Genomic DNA, 18774 nt, shown 5'->3' on the forward strand with positions numbered 1-18774 from the left:
TGGGGCGCCGTGTCGTTGGTCACCGCACGGGGGAGACGCGGATGTCACACCGGGAGCACATCGGATGAGCGCGGTCATCGAGATCGAGGGGCTGCGCAAGACGTTCCACGGCCCGTACCGGAGTCGGCACGTCGCCGTGGACGGCTTCGACCTGCTGGTGGGGCGGGGTGAGATCCACGGCTTCCTCGGGCCGAACGGCTCGGGCAAGACCACCACGCTGCGCGCCCTGCTCGGCCTGGTCCGGGCCGACTCCGGCCGGATGCGGCTGTTCGGCGAGGACGTCCCGCGCGCGCAGGCGCGGGTGGCCGCCCGGGTCGGCGCGATCGTGGAGACCCCGCAGTTCTTCGGCAACTTCACCGGGCACCGCACGCTGCGGCTGCTCGCCCTGGCCAGTGGGGTGCCGACCCGGCGGGTCGACGAGGTGCTGGCGCAGGTGGGGCTGCTCGACCGGGGCGAGGACGACGTGCGGGGCTACTCGCTGGGCATGCGGCAGCGGCTCGCGGTGGCCTCGGCGCTGCTCAAGGAGCCGGAGCTGCTGATCCTCGACGAGCCGGCGAACGGGCTGGACCCGGCCGGCATCCGGGAGATGCGGGACCTGATGCGGTCGCTGGCCGACGCGGGGGTGACCGTCCTGCTGTCCAGCCACATCCTCGGCGAGATCCAGCTGATCTGCGACCACGTGACGATCGTCTCGGCGGGGCGGCGGGTGGCCGCCGGCCCGGTCGCGGAGGTGCTGGCCGGCCACGACCAGCACGAGTGGCTGGTCCGCGTGCCGGAGCCCGACCGGGCGGCGGAGCTGCTGCGCGCCGCCGGCCTGGCGGTGGACGAGCGCCCCGAGCACCTGGTGGTCGGCGGCGTGTCCGACGCCGGCGAGGTCAGCCGGCTGCTCGGCGAGCAGGGGCTGTGGGTACGCGAACTGGTCCCGCTGCGGCCGGACCTGGAGAGTGTCTTCCTGGAGTTGACCGACGGCGGCGTGCGGGACGAGGAGGCGGGGGCGTGAACCTGGTCCGGGCCGAGTGGGAGCGGCTGGCCACCCGCCGCTTCGTGCGACTCATGCTGGTGCTGCTGGTGCTGGCGTTCGCGGTCACGGCGGTGACCACGCTGGTGGGTTCGCACCGGCCGTCGCCGGACGAGATCGTCGCGGCGCAGCAGTCGGCGGCGCAGCAGCGGCAGGCGCTGGAGGACACGTTCCAGCAGTGCCTGGCGGCCGTACGCGGGACGCTGCCGCCGGAGGAGGCCCAGGACTACCCGCCGAACTGCTCGGTGTTCGATCCGGGCCAGCGCGACCGGCTGCCCGTGGCCGCCGACCATCTGCAGGGGGTGTTCACCTTCGCCGACCAGGCCCGGCCGCTGCTCTACTTCCTCGTCGCGTTCCTGGTGCTGTTCGGGTTCCTGGTGGGGGCGTCGTACATCGGGGCGGACCTGTCCACCGGTGGGGTGGTGAACCTGCTGATCTGGCGACCCCGGCGGCTCGCCGTGCTCGGCGCGAAGCTGGGCACCCTGCTGGGGGCGCTGACGCTGCTGTCGGTGCTGGCCTCGGCGGCGTACCTGGGGGTGTTCTGGCTGATCGGGCAGGGCGCCGGGCTGCCCGGGGCGACGGGCGGCGACTTCTGGCCTGGGCTGGGGCTGATCTGGCTGCGCGGGCTGGTGCTGGTGCTGCTCGCCGCGGCGGCCGGCTTCGCCCTGGCCACGCTGGGCCGGCGGACGGCCGCCGCGCTCGGCGCGGTGACCGCGTACGCGGTGGTGTGGGAGCTGGGCCTGCGGGTGGTGGTGGAGGTGGTGGGCCTGCCGCGCGGCGAGGACTGGATGCTCTCCACGTATCTCGACGCGTGGCTGACGGGCCAGGCCCGGCTCTCCGACGCGACCGCCTGTCGGGGGGTGAGCGGCTACTGCGACGGCAACTACCAGATCGGGTGGGGGCTCGGGCTGGCGGTGCTGCTGACGCTCGTCGGCGTGCTGACCATGGCGGCGTTCGGCGCGTTCCGCCGCCGCGACCTCAGCTGAGCTGCCGCAAGGCCAGGCAACACCTTGCAGCACCCCGCGCGGTGGTGAAGAATTCCTTCACATGAGCCGCGCGGGGTCAGCCCACGGTGCTGCCGAAGACCTCGTCGCGCACCGCGTCCAGGGCCGTGCGCAGGGCACCGTGCAGGATCGGCTCCTCGGTCAGCCCGGTCGGCACCACCCGGGGGCGCACCAGGGTGATCGCGGCCACCTCGTGCTGCACCCGCTCGGCGAGCGCCGCCCCGCCGGCCTGACCGACCTCGCCCGCGAGCACCACCAGTGGCGGGTCGAGCACCACGCAGGTGCTCGCCACGCCCAGGGCCAGCCGGCGGGCCAGCTCGTCGAGCAGCGGGCCGCCTGCGGTGCCGGCGGCGATGGCCGCGCGCACCGCGTCGGCCGCCGAGTCGGCGGGCAGCCCGTGCTCCCGGGCCACCGCGAGCACCGCGTCCGCCCCGGCGAGCTGCTGGAAGGCCGGCTTGGCGCGGCGCGACACGTCGCGCGGGATGGGCACGCCGGGCACCGGCAGGTAGCCGATCTCGCCGGCCGCGCCGCTGCTGCCGTGGTGCAGCCGACCGCCGAGCATGATCGCCAGGCCGACGCCCGCGCCGACCCAGACCAGCACGAAGTCGCGGTTCTCCCGGGCCGCCCCCGACTGCGCCTCGGCCACGGCGGCCAGGTTGACGTCGTTCTCGAAGACCACCGGCGTGGCCAGGTCCTCGCGCAGCGCGGCGAGCAGGCCCCGGTGCCAGCGCGGCAGGTTGAACGCGAACGTGATGTCGCCGCTGGCCGGGTCGACCAGGCCGGGGGTGCCCAGCACCACCCGGCGCACGCTGGACAGCTCCGCGCCGGCGCCGCTCGCGGCCTGCACGACGGCGTTGTGCACCACCCCGACCGGGTCGTCGGTGTCGCGGGTGGACTGCTCCACCCGGGAGACGACCGCCCCGGTGATGTCCGCGCAGGCGGCCACGACCCGCTCGGCGCCGACGTCCACCCCGACCACGTACGCCGAGCCCGGCCGGACGGCGTACAGCTGGGCGTTCGGGCCCCGCCCGCCGGCCTGTTCGCCGACCCGGGCGACCAGGCCGCGTTCCTCCAGCCGCTCGACGAGCTGGGAGGCGGTGACCTTGGACAGCCCGGTCAGCTCGCCGAGCCGGGCCCGGGTCAGCGGCCCCTGCTCCAGCAGCAGCTCCAGCGCCGCGCGGTCGTTGAGCGCCCGCAACAGGCGGGGGGTGCCGGGCAGCCGGGTCGCACTCATGCCACGTCCTCAATTTTTCGTAAACTTTGCTAACCAAACCGACACGCGGGTGACCGTAGCGTAACGGCCACCCCGAACCTGGGTACTCGGACGACCCGGCACCGGCCGACGCCTCCGGTACGACGACCGCGCCCGACCGGGCACGGCAGAGGGGAGACCTCCGTGGGGACCGATCCTGGACTGCGCCGGCTCGCGCTGGGCACGCTGCTCGCCGCGTACCCGGGGCCGGTCCCGCCCGGCTGGGCCGTCGACCTGGTCGCCGAAGGGCTCGCCGGGCACACCCTGTTCGGCACGAACGTGCACGACCCGGCCCAGGTGGCGGCGAGCACGGCCGCGCTGCGCGCCGCCCGCCCCGACGTGCTGGTCGCGATCGACGAGGAGGGCGGGGACGTGACCCGCCTCGCCCACGCGACCGGCAGCCCGTACCCGGGCAACGCCGCCCTCGGCGCGGTCGACGACCCGGCGCTGACCGGGCGGGTGTACGCGGCGATCGGCGCCGAGCTGGCCGCCCTGGGGATCACCGTTGACCTCGCCCCGACCGTGGACGTGAACACCGCCGACGAGAACCCGGTGATCGGCACCCGCTCGTTCGGCGCGGACCCGGCCCGGGTGGCCGCCCACTCGGCCGCCGCCGTCGCCGGCCTCCAGTCGACCGGCGTGGCCGCCTGCGCCAAGCACTTCCCCGGCCACGGCGCGACGGTCGCCGACAGCCACCACGAGCTGCCCACCGTGGAGGCGTCCCCGGCGGTGCTGCGCGAGCGCGACCTGCCCCCGTTCGCGGCGGTCGTCGACGCCGGCGTCAAGTCGATCATGACCGCGCACATCCGGGTGCCCGCGCTCACCGGCGACGGCCCGGCCACCTTCAGCCGCGCGGTCCTGGTCGACCTGCTCCGCCGTGAGCTGGGCTTCACCGGGGCGGTGATCACCGACGCGCTGGAGATGAAGGGCGCGGCGCTGGCCGCCGGCGGCGTCGGCCCGGCCGCCGTCCTGGCGCTCGCCGCCGGGGCGGACCTGCTCTGCATCGGCGCGCGGGTCGACGCCGGCCTGGTCGAGCGGGTCGCCGCCGAGATCGTCGCCGCGCTCGGCGACGGCCGGCTCGACCGGGCCCGGGTCGAACAGGCCGCCGGCCGGGCCGCCGCGCTCGCCGCCGGAACGCGGGCCGCCGCGCTCGCCGCCGGGACCCGCGCCGCCGGCCCGTCGCCGATCACCCCCACCGACCTGGGGTACGCCGCCGCGCAGCGCGCCGTCCGCGTGGAGGGCGACGTCGCCGGGCTGGGCCGGCCCCTCGTCGTGCGGCTGGACGCCGCGACCACCATCGCGCAGGGGCGGGTGCCGTGGGGCCTCGGCCCGCACCTGACCGGGGCGGAGGAGATCCGGGTGGTGGCCGCCGAGGCGGATGCGGATGCGCTGCGCGCCCGCGCCGGGGAGCGGCCGATCGTGCTGGTCGGCCGGCACCTGCACCGGCTGCCGGGCGGCGCGGCACTGGTGGACGCGCTGACCGCCGTGCACCCGGTGGTCGTGGTCGAGATGGGCTGGCCGGGGCGGTGGCGGCCGGCGGGTGCCCGCGCGTTCGTCACCACGTACGGCGCGAGCCACGCCAACGGGCGCGCCGCAGCACAGGCCCTCGGCCTGACCCCCTGACGACCTGACCGCCTGACCCGCGCACCGCCGCCAACCCGCTCTTGAACGTGTTCAAGTTGTGCCCTACGCTGAAGGCGACCTGAATTTGAACGTGTTCAAGGAAGGTGCCGGGATGGACGTCAAGGTCTGGATGTACCTGGTCTACCTCGCGGTCAGCATCGGCCTGACCGTCTGGGTGGCGCGGTCGCTGTCCCGCAACGGGCTGGTCTTCCTGGAGGAGGTCTTCGCCGACGAGCGGCTGGCCCGCGCCGTCAACAGCCTCCTGGTGGTCGGCTTCTACCTGCTCAACCTCGGCTACGTGACGGTGGCGATGCGGCACCGCGACCCGGTCACCGGCACCAGCCAGGCGATGGAGGAGCTGTCCCTGAAGGTGGGGCTGGTGCTGCTGGTGCTCGGCGCGCTGCACTTCTTCAACGTGTTCGCGCTCGGCCGCTACCGCCGGGGCCGGCTGCGCCAGCTCGCCACGCACCCCCCGGTGGCACCCGTCGCCCGGCTCGCCCCGCCGCCCGCCCAGCCGGGCCCGCACGCGCCACACATGCCGCACCCCGCCGGCCCGCACGCGCCACACGCGCCGCACCCCGCCAGCCCGCACGTGCCGCAGCCTGCCGGCCCGCAGCCTGCCGGGCCCCCGGCCGCCCCGCACGGTGGCGCGACGGGCGCCGGCCCGGTCCCGCCGGCCCGATGAGCGGACACTCTCCCGTTCCGGCGGGCGACGCCGGTCCCACCGCACACGGGGGCGGTGGGATCGGCGGCCTCACCGTCCTCTACGACGCGCACTGCCCGCTGTGCCGGGCCGCCCGGCGCTGGCTGGCCACGCGCGCCCAGCTCGTACCCCTGGAGTTCGTGCCGGCCGGGTCGGTCGAGGCCCGGCGGCGCTTCCCCGGCCTCGACCACGACGCCACGCTGCGCGACCTGACCGTGGTGGCCGACACCGGCGAGGTGTACGCGGGCGACGGGGCCTGGTTCGCCTGCCTGTGGGCGCTGGCGGACCACCGGGCCACGGCCGAACGGCTGGCCCGGCCGCACCTCATGCCGCTGGCCCGACGGGTGGTGGCCGCCGCCTCGTCGGTCCGCGGGCTGGTCCGCGAAGAGTGGGACGGATCGGTCGGCCCCGACCCGGGATACGGTGGCGACGATGACCGAGCAGACTGCGCCGACGACCGCTGCGGGCGAGGCGGCGACCGTCCGGGGTGAGCAGACGCGGCGGCTGATCCTGGACACCGCGCTGCGGATGTTCCGTGAACGCGGCTACGCCCGCACCACCATGCGGGCCATCGCCCAGGAGGCGGGCGTCGCGGTCGGCAACGCGTACTACTACTTCGGCTCCAAGGACCACCTGATCCAGGAGTTCTACGCGGGCACGCAGGTGGAGCACCGGGCCGCCGCGGCGGCGGTGCTGGCGCGGGAGACCGAGTTCGGGCAACGGCTGGCCGGGGTGCTGCACGCCGGCATCGACGTGCTCACCCCGTACCACGAGTTCGCCGGGACGTTCTTCAAGACCGCGGCCGAGCCGACGTCGCCGCTGAGCCCGTTCTCCGCCGAGTCCGCCGCGCCCCGGCAGGCGTCGGTGGCGCTGTTCCGCGAGGTGCTCGACGGCTCGACCGCGAAGGTCGACCCCGAGCTGCGCCCGGAGCTGTCCGAGCTGCTCTGGCTGGCGTACCTGGGGGTGATCCTCTACTGGGTGCACGACCGCTCACCAGGGCAGGCGAAGACCCGGCAGCTCGTCGACGGGGCGGTGCCGCTGGTCGACCGCCTCGTCGGGCTGTCCCGGCTGCGGGTGCTGCGGCCGGCCACCCGCCAGGCGATCAGCCTGATCCGCACGCTGCGTCACTGACGCGCGATCCGGCACCACACCAATCCGCAGGTCAAGTCGCAGGTCAAGTCCACTAGACGACACCGCCGACCCGCCGGCCACCCTTGCCCACCGCCGATCTCATTACGTAGCGTCATGGGCGGGACGGCGGCCGGCGGGAGCGACCGGTCGCGCCGAGGGAGGACCTGGGGGGGGGGAGGCCGCGCGGACCGTGGATCCGGCCCGGGATCCACGGTCCGCGCCCGGCTCACGGGGGATAGACCCCGTACGACCGCCAGCCCCGGTCGGGGAAGCCGGCGGCCTCCGCCACCCGCGCCGACGCGCCGTTGGCCGGGTCGTGCCGGTACGTCGGCACGGCCCCCTCGTCGAGCACCCGCCGGGCGGCCTGGGCCACCAGCCGCCGGGCCAGCCCCCGGCCCCGGGCGGCCCGCACGGTGCCGACGGCCAGCTCGTGGCCGTGCGCGTCGTGCCGCTTGATCGCCACGCCCGCCAGGTACCGCCCGTCGGCGTCCCGCACCACCAGCACCTCGCGGTCGAACAGCCCCAGCCACCGGGGCAGCCCCGGCTCGGTCGGCGCGATCCACTCCCCCACCTCCGGCAGCGGGGCCGGTGCCAGGGTCCACCGGAACACGTCGTCGTTGGACACCCAGCGGGGATGCGCGACGGCGACCGGCAGGCCGGCGAGCAGCCGCCGGTGCGACCGGGCGGCGAGCGCCCGGACCTCCGGGACGTGCCGGGGCGCGACCGAGAGCACCGTGCCGCGCCCGTCGCCGACCGCGACCGCCGGGCGGAGCCGGCCGTCCCAGGCGGGCAGGTCACGCCGGTACGAGCCGACCACGTGCAGCCCCGGGCCCGGCGGCCACTGCCCGAGCCAGGTCACCAGGTGCAGGTACAGCCGCCGGTCGCCCACCGGTCGCCTCCCTCCGCAGCGCCCGCCGGGGGGCGCCGCCATGATCACGGTACGCCGGTGGGCTCGCGATGGTGCGCGGGTTGGTTGAGGCCCGGGGCGGACGGGTAGACGTGGGGCGGCACCGCCGCCGGCCGACGGTGCGTCGTCACGCCGCCGACGGCGGGAACCCGAGGCGCTTTGACCACGTCATATCTATTTCCATACATGTACAACTTTATTTGGGACGGTATGGTCATGCCGAAACTGCCTGAGGACCGACACGAGCAGGACGCCGAGCGGCGCTGGCGGGGTGCGCGCGGGTGGTTCCCGGCACAGCCGGCGTACCGGGAGGCGCGCAACGTGCGCGGCGTGCGGCCGGCGCTGTCCTGGGCGGAGCTGAACCGGCTACCGGCCGGCCTCTCCACCCGGCGCGGCCTCACAGCCCGCTGACCGGCCCCGGACCGACGCGGGCCGGGTGGGCTCAGAGCTGGGCGGCGATGGCCTTCGCGCTGTCCACGTCCGGGCCGGGCAGCGGGACGAAGACCGTCCGCCGGTAGTACTCCAGCTCGCGGATGCTCTCCCGGATGTCGGCCAGCGCCCGGTGGGCCAGCCCCTTCTTGGGCTGCCCGAAGTAGACCCGCGGATACCAGCGCCGGCACAGCTCCTTGATGGAGGAGACGTCGATCATCCGGTAGTGCAGGTGGGCGTCGAGGCGCGGCATGTCCCGGGCGATGAAGCCCCGGTCGGTGGCGATCGAGTTGCCGCACAGCGGCGCGGAGCGGGCGTCCTTCACGTGGCTGGTGACGTAGTCGAGCACCAGGTCCTCGGCCTCGGCGAGGGTCACGGTGGAGCGCCGGACCTCCTCGGTCAGCCCGGACTTGCCGTGCATGGTCCGGACGATCTCCGGCATCGCCGCCAGCGCCGCCTCGTCGGCGTGGATCACCACGTCGACCCCGTCGCCGAGCACGTTGAGGTCGGGATCGGTGACCAGCGCGGCGACCTCGATCAGGGCGTCCCTGCCGAGGTCCAACCCGGTCATCTCACAGTCGATCCAGACGAGAAGATCAGCCACGGGCACAGCCTACGCGCAGCCCACACCCTCGCGCCTCGGCACCGTACGCGGGATGGACCGCTAGGGTTTCCCCGTGCCAGCTGAACCGATCGCGCCACCCTCCGTGACCGTCGCCGAACCGGGCGGCCGCCGGGTCCGCCGGCTGGTCACGGTGCTGGCGCTGGCGGCCGTGCTGCCGGCGCTGTACCTGCCGGGCCTGAAGCACGACTTCCTCGACCTCAAGATCTACATGCGGGCGATGGACTGGTGGGCCGCCGGCCACCCGCTCTACGACTACGTGCAGCCGGACCGGGTGCAGGGCGAGCTGTACTTCACCTACCCGCCGGTGAGCGCGCTGCTGCTGCGCCCGTTCGCGCTGCTGCCGCTGGGGCTGACGATCGCGGTCTTCACGGTGCTCACCGTGCTCGGCGTGGTGGTGACCACGCGGTGGCTGCTCGCCCCGGTCATCGCCCGGCACGGGCTGCCCCGGGTGTTCACCGTCACCGTCGGGGTGCTGCTGGTCTTCGCCGTGGAGAGCACCCGGGAGACGATCACCTTCGGCCAGATCAACATGCTGCTGGTCGTGCTGATCCTGGCCGACCTGCTCTTCGCCGTGCCGCAGGGGCGGCGCTGGGCGGGCGTGGGCGTCGGGCTGGCCACCGCGCTGAAGCTCTATCCCGGCATCTTCATCGTCTACCTCCTGGCCACCCGGCGGTGGCGGGACGCGGCCGTGGCCTCGGCGACCGCCGCCGGCGCCACGCTGCTCGCCGCGGCCGTGGCGCCGGCGGACTCGTGGCGGTTCTTCACCCACGAACTGTGGGCGACCGACCGGGTCGGACGCACCGACTACACCGGCAACCAGTCGCTGTTCGGTCTGCTCAGCCGGCTCACCGCGCCCGCCGAGCCGAGCCGGGTGCTGTGGCTGGCGCTGGCCCTGCTGGTCGCCGGGTACGGGCTGTGGCGGGCCGCCCGCGCCGCCCGCGCCGGGGACGCGCTGACCGGCCTGACGCTGACCGGCCTGGTCGGGGCGCTGGTCAGCCCGATCACCTGGACCCACCACATCTACTGGTTCGTGCCGGCGGTGGTGCTGCTGGCCGACGCGGCGCTCGGCGCGGACCCGACGACGCCGGCCGGGGCGCGGCGGCGACGGTGGCTGGCCGGCCTGGCCGTCGGCACCGGCGCGCTGATCGTCTACGGGGTGGTGTCGTTCCACGACTGGGGGGTGGCCCCGGTGCCCACCGACTCGCCCGGTGAGTTCCTGGCGCGCAACACGTACGTGCTGCTGAGCCTGCTGCTGGTGGTGGCCCTGCCCGTTGCGCGCCCCGCCCCGGCACCCGCCCGCCAGGGCGAAGAATCGCGCCAAATGGACACTTCTCCCGAGTAGCGTCGTTACCGGTTAATCTTACCCATACCTCGGGCATCCCCCGTGGCACCGATCCCCCGGTGCAGGCGGCCCTCCGTGTCGGCAGCACGGAGGGCCGCTCGCCTGCCGCGCAAGGAGGGGCCCCCTGTTAACGCATTCGGTAGAGAGGGGTCCCCTTCTCACCGGCCGGGGGCAGAGCTGGGCGGAGCTGGCCACCGGGTGCCGATCAGGGATGCTGGCGGCGGGCGCCGGGCGCGGCGGGGCGGATACGGCGGGGCTCGATGCGGCGCGGCTCGACGCGTACCGGACGGGTGGTGGCCTCCGGCGCGGCCGGCGGCCAGGCCGGCGACGCCGGGCGGGCCGGCGAACCGGGCGGGAAGGGCGGCGGGGCCAGGTCGGCGAGGGTGACCGGGCGGCGGGCCGGTGCCGGCCCCAGCGCGGGGCGGGGCCGCTCGGCCGACGCACCCACCGCGACCAGTTGCCGGTCGGCGACGACGGCCGGGGCCGGCACGGGGCGCGCGCCCAGCCCGCTGAGCGAGGTCACCCCGAGCCGGTCGGCGAGCACCGGGACCTGGTCGGGCTCGACCACGAAGACCACCTCGCGCGGTCGCGCCGGGCGCAGCAGCAGCGCGGCGGACGCCACCAGCAGGACGCCGAGGACGCCCAGCAGCCAGGCTGCCGCCGGGAACCAGTCGGCGCCCGCGCGCGCCTGGAGGGCGACCACCCCGAATCCCACGGTGAACCCGCCGGCGGCGTCGGAGTGCCGGGACAGGACGCCGAGCACACCCGCGGCCAGTAGCGCCGGGAGACCGATGGTGAGCAGCAGCATGCCGGCGAGCGCGCGAGCGATCCGCATCCGTGTCGTTCCCTTCCGTGGCCTGAGTACCCGGCCGACCTTACCGGCGCAAAAGGCGCAATCGGCCCGATATCAGCAGCAACGGCGTACGACGGGGGCCGGAAACGGGCCGGCCCGCCGGGTGGACCGGCGGGCCGACGGGCGAGGGCTCCCGGGTCAGCTCGTCGCGGCCGGGCCCCGCCGGGTCCGGGCGAACGCGAGCCCGCCGAGGACCAGCCCGGCCAGCCCGGCGACCAGCCCCGCGACGCCGAACGCGAGGCCCGCCCCGCCCTCGGAGTCGTCATCGTCGTCCGCCGCCGCCGCCGCGGGCGCCGCCGGGGCCGGGGCACCCTCCGTCGGGGCGGCAGCGGTCAGGGTGAGCACCGGGGCCGGGTTCTCCGGCTCCTCCGCCCCGGCGGTCGGCTCCTCGATCCAGCGCACCACCGTGCCGTCGGAGTAGGTCTGGAGCGCCTTGAACACCATCGTGTCCACCTGCGGCAGCGGCCCCATCGACACCGGGAACTCCTGGAACTGGCCCGGCTTCACCGCCGCGTCCCCGGTCGCCGTCCAGGTGATCTTCGCCACCGCCTCGGTGACCTCGCTGCCGTGCACCTGCACCGGCGGGTCGACCTTGCGCTTCTCCACCGTCACCGTCCAGCCCGGCACCGGCATCGTCGACACCGAGCCGACCGGCGCGTTCTCCGGCAGTACCACCTCGACCTTGGTCGTCGAGGCCTCGTCGCCCTCGTTCGGCACCCGGAACGCGAACCGACCGTAGCCGCCCTGCGTCGCCTCCTTCGGGTTGACCGAGACGTGTGCCGAGGCGGGCGCGGCCACGCCGAGCACGACGGCGGCGACGGCACCGAGGGCCAGGGCGGCGGCGGTTACGGAACGCCGGTGACGGAGCATGGGAATACCTTTCGTTAACGGATCGGCACGGTGGCGCTCACCGTGGCCTGGTCGATGTCCGAGATGCGGACGGTGAAGCGGAACTGCCACTCCCCCGAGGCGGGCAGGTTGATCTCCCCGGACGCGTGGTTGTCGGTCAGCGGCAGCAGCGGGATGTCGATCGGCTCGATGCCCGCCGACGGCAGCGCGGCGGTCGCCTTCCACTCGGCCACCGGCTGCGGCCGGTTGTCCGACGTGTACGCGTACAGGTGCATCGAGTTGTTGCCCCGCCCGGCCGGGTCCAGCTCCACCTGGAGCGAGTAGATCGGGCTGGACAGCGTGGTGGTGAAGAAGGTGTCCGGCGTACCGGCCACCTCGGCGGCGCTGCGGGCCGGCGGGGTCTGCACCAGGGTCGCCGTCACGCCGAGCACCACGGCCGTGATCGCCAGCTCGACCCAGACCGCCCGGCGCACCGGGGCCGGGTGGGCCGCGGCGGTGCGCCGGCGCACCAGCGCCCGGGAGTACGCGGCCACGCCGATCACCAGCGCGAACAGCGCGATCTTGGCCAGCACCAGCCGCCCGTACGTGGTGTCGACCAGGGCCGACGGGGTGGCCACCTCGATCAGCGCCTGCACGGTGCCGGCGAGCAGCAGCGCCGCGACCGACAGCGCCGCCCAGCGCGACCAGACGGGCAGGATCGCGCCCAGCTCCCGCTCGTCGGCCAGGCGCAGCAGGAAGCCGCCGAGCATCACCAGCCCGCCCAGCCACACGGCCATGCTGCCCAGGTGCACCGCGTCGACCACCACCGACACCGCCGGTGCGGGCGAGGCCGCCGGGTGCCCGGCCAGCGGCCAGGTGAACAGCGCCGCGCCGCCGAGGACCGCCAGGATGATCGCGTCGGTGCGCCCCACCGGCCCGGCGAAGAGCGGGCGGAGCAGGAACGCCGCCGCCGCGAGCAGGCCGAGCCGGACCAGGTGCGTCGTGCCGTACGTGCCGCCGAGCACGTCGCCGAAGCCCGCGCCGGTCACGTCGAACAGCCCGCCGCCGGCGGTGTAGGGCACCTGGAGCCACAGCTCGGCCAGCGTGGCGAACGCCAGCACGCCGAGCCCCACCCAGGCGAGCCGGGCCGGGCCACGGCGGTCGAGCCGGCGCGGCCACAGCGCGCCGAGCACCAGCGCGGGGCCGACCAGCAGGAGCAGACCGGCGTAGCCCAGGTATTTGGCGACCTTGACGCCGGTCTCCACCACCGGGTCGGCACGGGTGTCCGACCCGCTGTCCGTCGGCGGGGTCGACGGCGCGCCCACCGACCAGGTGAACGCGCCGGAGATCGGGTGGTTGTCCGCCGAGATCACCCGGTAGCTGATCAGGTACGTCCCGCGCCCCGCCGACGGGTCCACCGGGATGGTCACCACCGTGTCGGAGAACGACGGCTCGCCCCGGTCGGCCCGCGCCCCGTCCGGGGCGATCACCCGGATCTTCCCGGCCACCTTGCGCACCGGCTCGCTGAACGTCAGCACCACCTCGGACGGCGCGCTCGGCACCACGGCGGAGGCGGCCGGGCTGCTGCTCACCAGCACGGCGTGGGCGCTCGCGGGGGTGGCGGGAGCCAGCAGCAGGGCGACGACGGTGACGAGCAGGCCGGCGAGCGCGCCGAGGCGCGCGAGCCGGCGGGGGGGCCGGAGAGTGGCAGCAGTCATGCCGGCCATGCTCGCCGATGAACCGGCCGATCGGCGAGCCCCAGCGGGCGGTTCGGCTCGCCGCCGGCGCGCCCCAGGGCCCACAGCAGGCCCGCCTGCACGACGGCCGCCAGGTGTCCGGCCTCGTGCACCAGGGCGGTGGTCGAGTTGGCGATGTCCAGCGCGCTGGTGGCCGCCAGGCAGAGCGCCAGCACCAGGGCCACCGGCAGGAAGGCCCGGGCCCGCTCCGGCCGCCACGCCGCGAGGGCGAAGCCCACCGCGAGCGCCACGTCGAACGAGGCCATCTCGCGGCCGGTGTGCGCGTCCGCGCCCACCCCGAAGCCGCCGACCAGGACGGGCAGCGCCACGGCGAGCTGGGCGACCGCGGCCACCGCCACGGCCACCCGCAGGAGCTGGCGTCGGGCGCGCACGGTCGCGGCGGCGGCGGCCCGTGCCGTGGCCCGCTCGGCGGCGACTGCCGCCAGCACGGACGCGGTGAGGTCGGGCACCCGCACCGGGCGCAGCCGGGTGAGCCGGGTCACCTGCTCGGCGCTGGCCAGCCAGGACCGGCAGTCGGGGCAGGAGCCGGTGTGTGCGTCCAGCGCCGCCGGCGACGCCTGTGGGTCCTCGCCGTCGAGCCGCGCCGACAGTGCCACGCGGACGTCGTCGCAAGTCATAGGAGGGTGGTCGGGCGGCGCACCGGAAAAGTTCCCGGAGTGTGCCACGTCATCGGAAGGGTCGAAGGACCCTGCCCACCGCCGGCACGCCGCGTACCGTGGTCTGACGTGATCCCCGCGCCGCGCGAGCCCGCCGCCGACGGTCCCACCGACCCGGCCCGCAGTCGTGCCCCCGACCCGGCGACCGCACGCGAGCCCGACCCGGCGACCGGCTGGGCGCTGGCCGCCCGCGACGGCGACCCGGCCGCCCAGGCGGCGTTCGTCCGGGCCACCCAGGCCGAGGTGTGGCGGTTCGCCGCCGCGCTGGTCGACCCCGACACCGCCGACGATCTCACCCAGGAGACCTACCTGCGGGCGTTCCGGGCGCTGCCCGCCTTCGCGGGGCGGTCCAGCGCCCGCACCTGGCTGCTCGGCATCGCCCGCCGCGCCTGCGCCGACCACCTGCGCGTCGTGGTCCGCCGCCGCCGGCTCGCCGAACGGCTGGCCAGCCACGCCCACACCGACCTGCCGCACCCGGACCCCGCCGGGCAGCTCGGCGCGGCCGACCTGGTGCGCCGGCTGCCCGCCGAGCGGCGGGGGGCGTTCGTGCTCACCCAACTGCTCGGCCTGTCGTACGCCGAGGCCGCCGCCGTGGAGGGGGTGCCGGTCGGCACCATCCGCTCCCGCGTGGCCCGGGCCCGCCACGACCTGGTCGAGGCGGCCGGCGACGCCCTGGCCGGATGACCGGAAACGCCGGCCGTGACCGGGAACTCCTGCGCGACGGGGAACCTCCGTCGGGCCCGGGACGACCAATGACCGTGACCGCATCGCACACCGGGGCCGCCCGTTGGGCCGCCGTCCGGCCCTGGCTCGGCGTCGCCGCCCGGCTCGGCCTGGCCGCCGTCTGGCTGATCGCCGGCGGGGCCAAGGTCGGCGACCTGGCCGCCTCCGGGCGTGCCGTCAACGCGTACCAGGTCATGCCGTACGACGTCGCGACCGTGATCGGCGCGGCGCTGCCCTTCGTCGAGCTGGCCCTCGGGGCGCTGCTGCTGTTCGGCCTGGCCACCCGCCTGGCCGCCGGGATCTCGGCGGCCCTGCTGGTCGTCTTCGTCGCCGGCATCGCCTCGGCCTGGTCGCGCGGCCTGGCCATCGACTGCGGCTGCTTCGGCAGCGGCGGGCAGCTCGCCGCCGGGCAGGCGCCGAGCTACCTCCCGGAGATCCTCCGGGACCTGGGATTCCTGGCCCTGGCCGGGTTCCTGCTGATCTGGCCCCGCACCCCCGTCTCCGTCGACGGCTGGCTCGCGGGCCCACCGGTGGAGGACGATGATGAGTAGTCGCAAGGGGCAGAAGGACGCCGCCCGGGTGGTCCGCGAGCAGCTCGCCCGGGAGCGCCGGCGCAAGCGCACCCTCTGGACGTCGCTGGTGGCGGTCGCCGTGCTGGTCATCGCCGGCGGGATCGGCTGGGCCGTCTGGTCCAGCCAGCGCTCCGACACCTTCACCGCCCCGCCGGGCGCGACCGAGGCCGGCACCGGCATCGCGTACGGGACGGGCCCGGTCACCATCGACCTGTACGAGGACTTCCTCTGCCCCGCCTGCAACCAGTTCCAGCAGACCAGCGGCGCGACGATCGACCAGCTCGTCAGCGAGGGCAAGGCGCGGGTGGTGTTCCACCCCGTGGCCTACCTCAACCGGTTCTCCACGACCGAATACTCCACCCGTTCCTCCGCCGCCTCCGGCTGCGCCGCGAAGGGCGGCAAGTTCCAGGAGTACGCGAAGGCGCTGTTCGCCAAGCAGCCGCCCGAGGGCGGCGCGGGGCTGAGCGACGACGAGCTGGTCGACATCGGCGCGGGCGTCGGGCTGAACCGGGACGACTTCGCCTCCTGCGTCTCCGACGGGACGTACAAGGCGTGGACCGAGCACGTCACCGACGACGCGAGCCGGGCCGGCGTCACCGGCACGCCCACCGTCAAGGTCAATGGCGCGGAGGTCGCCGACCGGTCGCCCGCGGGCCTCACGGCGGCGGTGGCGGCGGCCAGCAAGTGACCCCCGCCCCGCCCCGCCCCGCCGGGCTGGGCCGCCGCGCCGGCGTGGCCGGGCCGGCCGTCGTCGCCCGGCTGGCCGGCGTGCTCGTCGGGCTGGCCGCCGTCCTCGCCACGGCGACGCCGGCCGCCGCGCACGGCGGGGAGTCGCCCGACGGCACGGACTACCGGGCCGAGGTGACCGGCGTCACGCCGGACCGGCCCGGGCTGACCGCCCGCGTCGTGGAGGGCGGGGCACGGCTGGAGCTGGTCAACCGCACCGGGCGGCCGATCGAGGTGATCGGCTACACCGGCGAGCCGTACCTGCGCGTCGGGCCGGACGGGGTGTACGAGAACAGCCGCTCCCCGGCGACGTACCTCAACCGGACCCTCGCCGGGGACACGGCCCTGCCCGCCCAGGCGGACCCGGCCGCCGCCCCGGACTGGCGGCGCGTCGGCGACGGGCCGACGGCCCGTTGGCACGACCGGCGGGCCCGCTGGCAGGAGCCGGCCCCGCCGGCGGTGGTGCGCGCCGACCCGACCCGTGAGCAGCGGGTGCGGGACTGGGTGGTGCCGCTGCGCGACGGCGCCGAGCCGGTGGAGATCCGGGGCACCCTCGACTGGGTGCCGCCGCCCGACGCGTACCCCTGGTGGGTGGCGGCCACGCTCGGCTTCCTGCTGGTCGGCTCCGCCGGGCTGCTGGCGGCCGGCACCCCGCTCGGGGCGCGGGCGCTGGCCGGCGCCGGCGCGGCGCTGGCGGCGGGCGGGGTCGCCGCGATCGTGTTCACCGTGGGCCGGGAGCTGGACGCGGGCGCCACGGGCGTCGGCGGCGTGCTGCTGGGCCTGCTCGGCGGGCAGATATGGGCGCTGCTCACCGGCCTCGGCGCGCTCGCGGCGGGCGGGTACGCGCTGGCCCGCCGCCCCGCCGCCGACTTCGCCCTCGCGTTGGCCGGGGGGTGCCTCGCCCTGTTCGCCGGGGTCACCAACGTCGCCGTCCTCGCCCGCTCGGTCCCCCCGCTCCCCTGGCCCGGCGGGCTGGCCCGCACCCTGCTCGTGGTGATCCTGGCCACGGGGGCCGGCGCCACGGCGGCCGGCCTGCTCCGCCTCCGCGCCGCCGCCCACCCGGGGAGTCCCCGCCCCGCCCCCGGCGTGACGGAGCCGGTCAGGGGGTGAAGCCGTAGGGCAGCTCCAGGCGGTGCGCCGCCAGCAGCTCCCGGTCGGCCAGCAGCTCCCGGGTGTCGGCGTCGGCGACGATGCGCCCGCCGTCGAGGATCACCGACCGGTCGCACAGCTCCAGCGCGTACGGCAGGTCGTGCGTGACCATCAGCAGGGTCACCGGCAGGCCGCGCAGGATCTCGGCCAGCTCCCGGCGGGCCGCCGGGTCGAGGTTGGACGACGGCTCGTCCAGCACCAGGATCTCCGGGTGCATGGCCAGCACGGTGGCCACCGCCACCCGGCGGCGCTGCCCGAACGACAGGTGGTGCGGGGCCCGGTCCCGGTGCTCGCCCATCCCCACCGCCGCGAGGGCCTCGTCGACCCGGGCGGCCAGCTCGGCCCCGCGCAGGCCCAGGTTGGCCGGGCCGAACGCCACGTCCTCGGCGACCGTGGGCAGGAAGAGCTGGTCGTCGGGGTCCTGGAAGACGATCCCGACCCGGCGGCGGATCTCCGCGAGGGTGTCCCGGTCGCGGCTCACCGTCAGCCCGCCGACGCTCACCGAGCCCTCGGCGGCGGTGAGGATGCCGTTGAGGTGCAGCACCAGCGTCGTCTTGCCCGCGCCGTTGGGCCCGAGCAGCGCCACCCGTCCGCCGCGCGCCACGGTCAGGTCGACCCCGTGCAGGGCGACGTGCCCGTCCGGGTACGCGTACCGGACGCCGCGCACGTCCAGGGAGGGGGGAGCCGGGTTCTGCACGCCACCGATCATGTCAGGGCGACGGCGGTCGCGGCGATCCCGGCCGCGACCAGCGGCACCGTCGCCCCGACCAGCCACTGCCCCGCGCTCGCCGCGCCCGCGCCCTGCCACACCGCCGGCATCCGGCCGGAGTAGCCGCGCGACAGCATCGCCAGGTAGACCCGCTCGCCGCGCTCGAACGCGCGCAGGAACAGCGCGCCGACCCCGGCGGCGAAGCCGCGCAACTGCCACAGGAAGCGCGGGTCGTCGCCCCGGGAGACCCGGGCCACCCGCATCCGGCGGGCCTCGCCGACCAGCACGTCCAGGTAGCGGAGCATGAAGGTGGCGATCTGGGTGACGATCTGCGGGCAGCGCAGCCGGTCCAGGCCGACGATCAGGTCCCGCGTCGTCGTGGTCGCGGCCAGCAGGAGCGACGCGAGCACCCCCAGCGTGCCCTTCGCGACGATGTTCCAGCCGCCGAGCAGCCCGTCGACGGACAGGGCCAGCCCGGCCACCTCGACCCGCTCGCCCGCACCGAGGAACGGCAGCGCGACCGCGAAGAGCACGAACGGCAGCTCGATCGCCGCGCGGCTGAGCAGCCAGCCCGGCCCGACCCGGGCCAGCGCGGCCACGGCGGCGACCAGCAGGGCGTACCCGCCGAACGCCCAGAACGCCGTGCGCGGGGTCGCCACCACGGCGAGGGTGAACAGCACCATCGCGGCGATCTTCACCTCTGGCGGCAGGCGGTGCACCGGGGAGGTCGCCTCCCGGTAGAGCACGTGCGCGTGACCGGCCCCCAT

21 protein-coding genes are annotated in these 18774 nt (G+C 76.0%); 12 read left to right on the top strand and 9 right to left on the bottom strand.

The window, feature by feature from the left end; genetic code table 11:
• Window positions 1–64: 64 nt before the first annotated feature.
• Both ACVMYR_RS08035 and ACVMYR_RS08040 read left to right on the top strand, forming a co-directional pair.
• On the top strand, window positions 65–1000 hold the full coding sequence (locus tag ACVMYR_RS08035; RefSeq protein ID WP_457121455.1) for an ABC transporter ATP-binding protein: 936 nt from the start codon (window positions 65–67) through the stop codon (window positions 998–1000).
• Window positions 997–2004 (top strand): ABC transporter permease subunit, encoded by a 1008-nt coding sequence (locus ACVMYR_RS08040; protein ID WP_457121456.1) that lies wholly within the window; start codon window positions 997–999, stop codon window positions 2002–2004. The genes ACVMYR_RS08035 and ACVMYR_RS08040 overlap by 4 nt, the downstream gene beginning before the upstream one ends.
• Window positions 2005–2080: 76 nt before the next feature.
• On the opposite strand, the gene ACVMYR_RS08045 is transcribed toward ACVMYR_RS08040, so the two are convergent.
• Window positions 2081–3256 (bottom strand): ROK family transcriptional regulator, encoded by a 1176-nt coding sequence (locus ACVMYR_RS08045; RefSeq protein ID WP_043962217.1) that lies wholly within the window; start codon window positions 3254–3256, stop codon window positions 2081–2083.
• Between the two features lie 162 nt (window positions 3257–3418).
• Between ACVMYR_RS08045 and ACVMYR_RS08050 the strand changes: the two genes are divergently transcribed.
• From ACVMYR_RS08050 to ACVMYR_RS08065, 4 genes are all read left to right on the top strand, one after another.
• Window positions 3419–4897 carry a glycoside hydrolase family 3 N-terminal domain-containing protein gene (locus ACVMYR_RS08050; RefSeq protein ID WP_077936529.1) on the top strand — a complete coding sequence of 493 codons (1479 nt, stop codon included), beginning with the start codon at window positions 3419–3421 and terminating at the stop codon, window positions 4895–4897.
• 112 nt (window positions 4898–5009) lie between these two features.
• Window positions 5010–5582, top strand: a complete 573-nt coding sequence (locus ACVMYR_RS08055) for a hypothetical protein (protein WP_457121457.1) — start codon at window positions 5010–5012, stop codon at window positions 5580–5582.
• Window positions 5579–6091, top strand: a complete 513-nt coding sequence (locus tag ACVMYR_RS08060; protein WP_077936527.1) for a thiol-disulfide oxidoreductase DCC family protein — start codon at window positions 5579–5581, stop codon at window positions 6089–6091. The genes ACVMYR_RS08055 and ACVMYR_RS08060 overlap by 4 nt, the downstream gene beginning before the upstream one ends.
• Window positions 6033–6731: a TetR family transcriptional regulator gene (locus ACVMYR_RS08065; RefSeq protein ID WP_457121458.1), complete on the top strand. Its 699-nt coding sequence runs from the start codon at window positions 6033–6035 to the stop codon at window positions 6729–6731. The genes ACVMYR_RS08060 and ACVMYR_RS08065 overlap by 59 nt, the downstream gene beginning before the upstream one ends.
• 226 nt (window positions 6732–6957) lie before the next feature.
• On the opposite strand, the gene ACVMYR_RS08070 is transcribed toward ACVMYR_RS08065, so the two are convergent.
• Window positions 6958–7620, bottom strand: a complete 663-nt coding sequence (locus ACVMYR_RS08070) for a GNAT family N-acetyltransferase (protein WP_457121459.1) — start codon at window positions 7618–7620, stop codon at window positions 6958–6960.
• Between the two features lie 234 nt (window positions 7621–7854).
• On the opposite strand from ACVMYR_RS08070, the gene ACVMYR_RS08075 reads away from it, so the two are divergent.
• Window positions 7855–8049, top strand: a complete 195-nt coding sequence (locus ACVMYR_RS08075) for a DNA repair protein (RefSeq protein WP_077936536.1) — start codon at window positions 7855–7857, stop codon at window positions 8047–8049.
• Between the two features lie 31 nt (window positions 8050–8080).
• On the opposite strand, the gene orn is transcribed toward ACVMYR_RS08075, so the two are convergent.
• A complete protein-coding gene (gene orn, locus ACVMYR_RS08080; RefSeq protein ID WP_077936524.1) occupies window positions 8081–8677 on the bottom strand; it encodes an oligoribonuclease in 597 nt (198 codons plus the stop codon).
• A gap of 67 nt (window positions 8678–8744) precedes the next feature.
• On the opposite strand from orn, the gene ACVMYR_RS08085 reads away from it, so the two are divergent.
• On the top strand, window positions 8745–10034 hold the full coding sequence (locus ACVMYR_RS08085; RefSeq protein WP_457121460.1) for a glycosyltransferase 87 family protein: 1290 nt from the start codon (window positions 8745–8747) through the stop codon (window positions 10032–10034).
• A 205-nt stretch (window positions 10035–10239) separates the two neighbouring features.
• Here the strand turns inward: ACVMYR_RS08085 and ACVMYR_RS08090 are convergent, their stop codons facing one another.
• From ACVMYR_RS08090 to ACVMYR_RS08105, 4 genes are all read right to left on the bottom strand, one after another.
• Window positions 10240–10869 (bottom strand): hypothetical protein, encoded by a 630-nt coding sequence (locus tag ACVMYR_RS08090; RefSeq protein WP_457121461.1) that lies wholly within the window; start codon window positions 10867–10869, stop codon window positions 10240–10242.
• Window positions 10870–11025: 156 nt separating this feature from the next.
• Complete coding sequence (locus tag ACVMYR_RS08095; protein WP_457121462.1) at window positions 11026–11757, bottom strand: YcnI family copper-binding membrane protein; 732 nt, start codon at window positions 11755–11757, stop codon at window positions 11026–11028.
• Window positions 11758–11771: 14 nt separating this feature from the next.
• On the bottom strand, window positions 11772–13433 hold the full coding sequence (locus ACVMYR_RS08100; RefSeq protein WP_077936522.1) for a copper resistance CopC/CopD family protein: 1662 nt from the start codon (window positions 13431–13433) through the stop codon (window positions 11772–11774).
• On the bottom strand, window positions 13430–14089 hold the full coding sequence (locus ACVMYR_RS08105; protein ID WP_077936519.1) for a zf-HC2 domain-containing protein: 660 nt from the start codon (window positions 14087–14089) through the stop codon (window positions 13430–13432). Before ACVMYR_RS08105 ends, ACVMYR_RS08100 begins: the two co-directional genes overlap by 4 nt.
• Window positions 14090–14197: 108 nt before the next feature.
• On the opposite strand from ACVMYR_RS08105, the gene ACVMYR_RS08110 reads away from it, so the two are divergent.
• The 4 genes from ACVMYR_RS08110 (at window position 14198) to ACVMYR_RS08125 (ending at window position 17259) form a co-directional block, all read left to right on the top strand.
• Window positions 14198–14812 (top strand): sigma-70 family RNA polymerase sigma factor, encoded by a 615-nt coding sequence (locus ACVMYR_RS08110; protein ID WP_077936518.1) that lies wholly within the window; start codon window positions 14198–14200, stop codon window positions 14810–14812.
• A 68-nt stretch (window positions 14813–14880) separates the two neighbouring features.
• Window positions 14881–15402: a MauE/DoxX family redox-associated membrane protein gene (locus ACVMYR_RS08115; protein WP_091274337.1), complete on the top strand. Its 522-nt coding sequence runs from the start codon at window positions 14881–14883 to the stop codon at window positions 15400–15402.
• Window positions 15395–16111: a DsbA family protein gene (locus ACVMYR_RS08120; protein ID WP_077936516.1), complete on the top strand. Its 717-nt coding sequence runs from the start codon at window positions 15395–15397 to the stop codon at window positions 16109–16111. Before ACVMYR_RS08115 ends, ACVMYR_RS08120 begins: the two co-directional genes overlap by 8 nt.
• Window positions 16108–17259 (top strand): hypothetical protein, encoded by a 1152-nt coding sequence (locus tag ACVMYR_RS08125; RefSeq protein WP_457121463.1) that lies wholly within the window; start codon window positions 16108–16110, stop codon window positions 17257–17259. The genes ACVMYR_RS08120 and ACVMYR_RS08125 overlap by 4 nt, the downstream gene beginning before the upstream one ends.
• Here the strand turns inward: ACVMYR_RS08125 and ACVMYR_RS08130 are convergent.
• Both ACVMYR_RS08130 and cbiQ read right to left on the bottom strand, forming a co-directional pair.
• A complete protein-coding gene (locus ACVMYR_RS08130) occupies window positions 17249–18007 on the bottom strand; it encodes an energy-coupling factor ABC transporter ATP-binding protein (RefSeq protein ID WP_077936512.1) in 759 nt (252 codons plus the stop codon). The genes ACVMYR_RS08125 and ACVMYR_RS08130 overlap by 11 nt on opposite strands.
• Window positions 18004–18774, bottom strand: a complete 771-nt coding sequence (gene cbiQ, locus ACVMYR_RS08135) for a cobalt ECF transporter T component CbiQ (protein ID WP_043962201.1) — start codon at window positions 18772–18774, stop codon at window positions 18004–18006. Before cbiQ ends, ACVMYR_RS08130 begins: the two co-directional genes overlap by 4 nt.

Source organism: Micromonospora sp. PTRAS2, assembly GCF_054052245.1.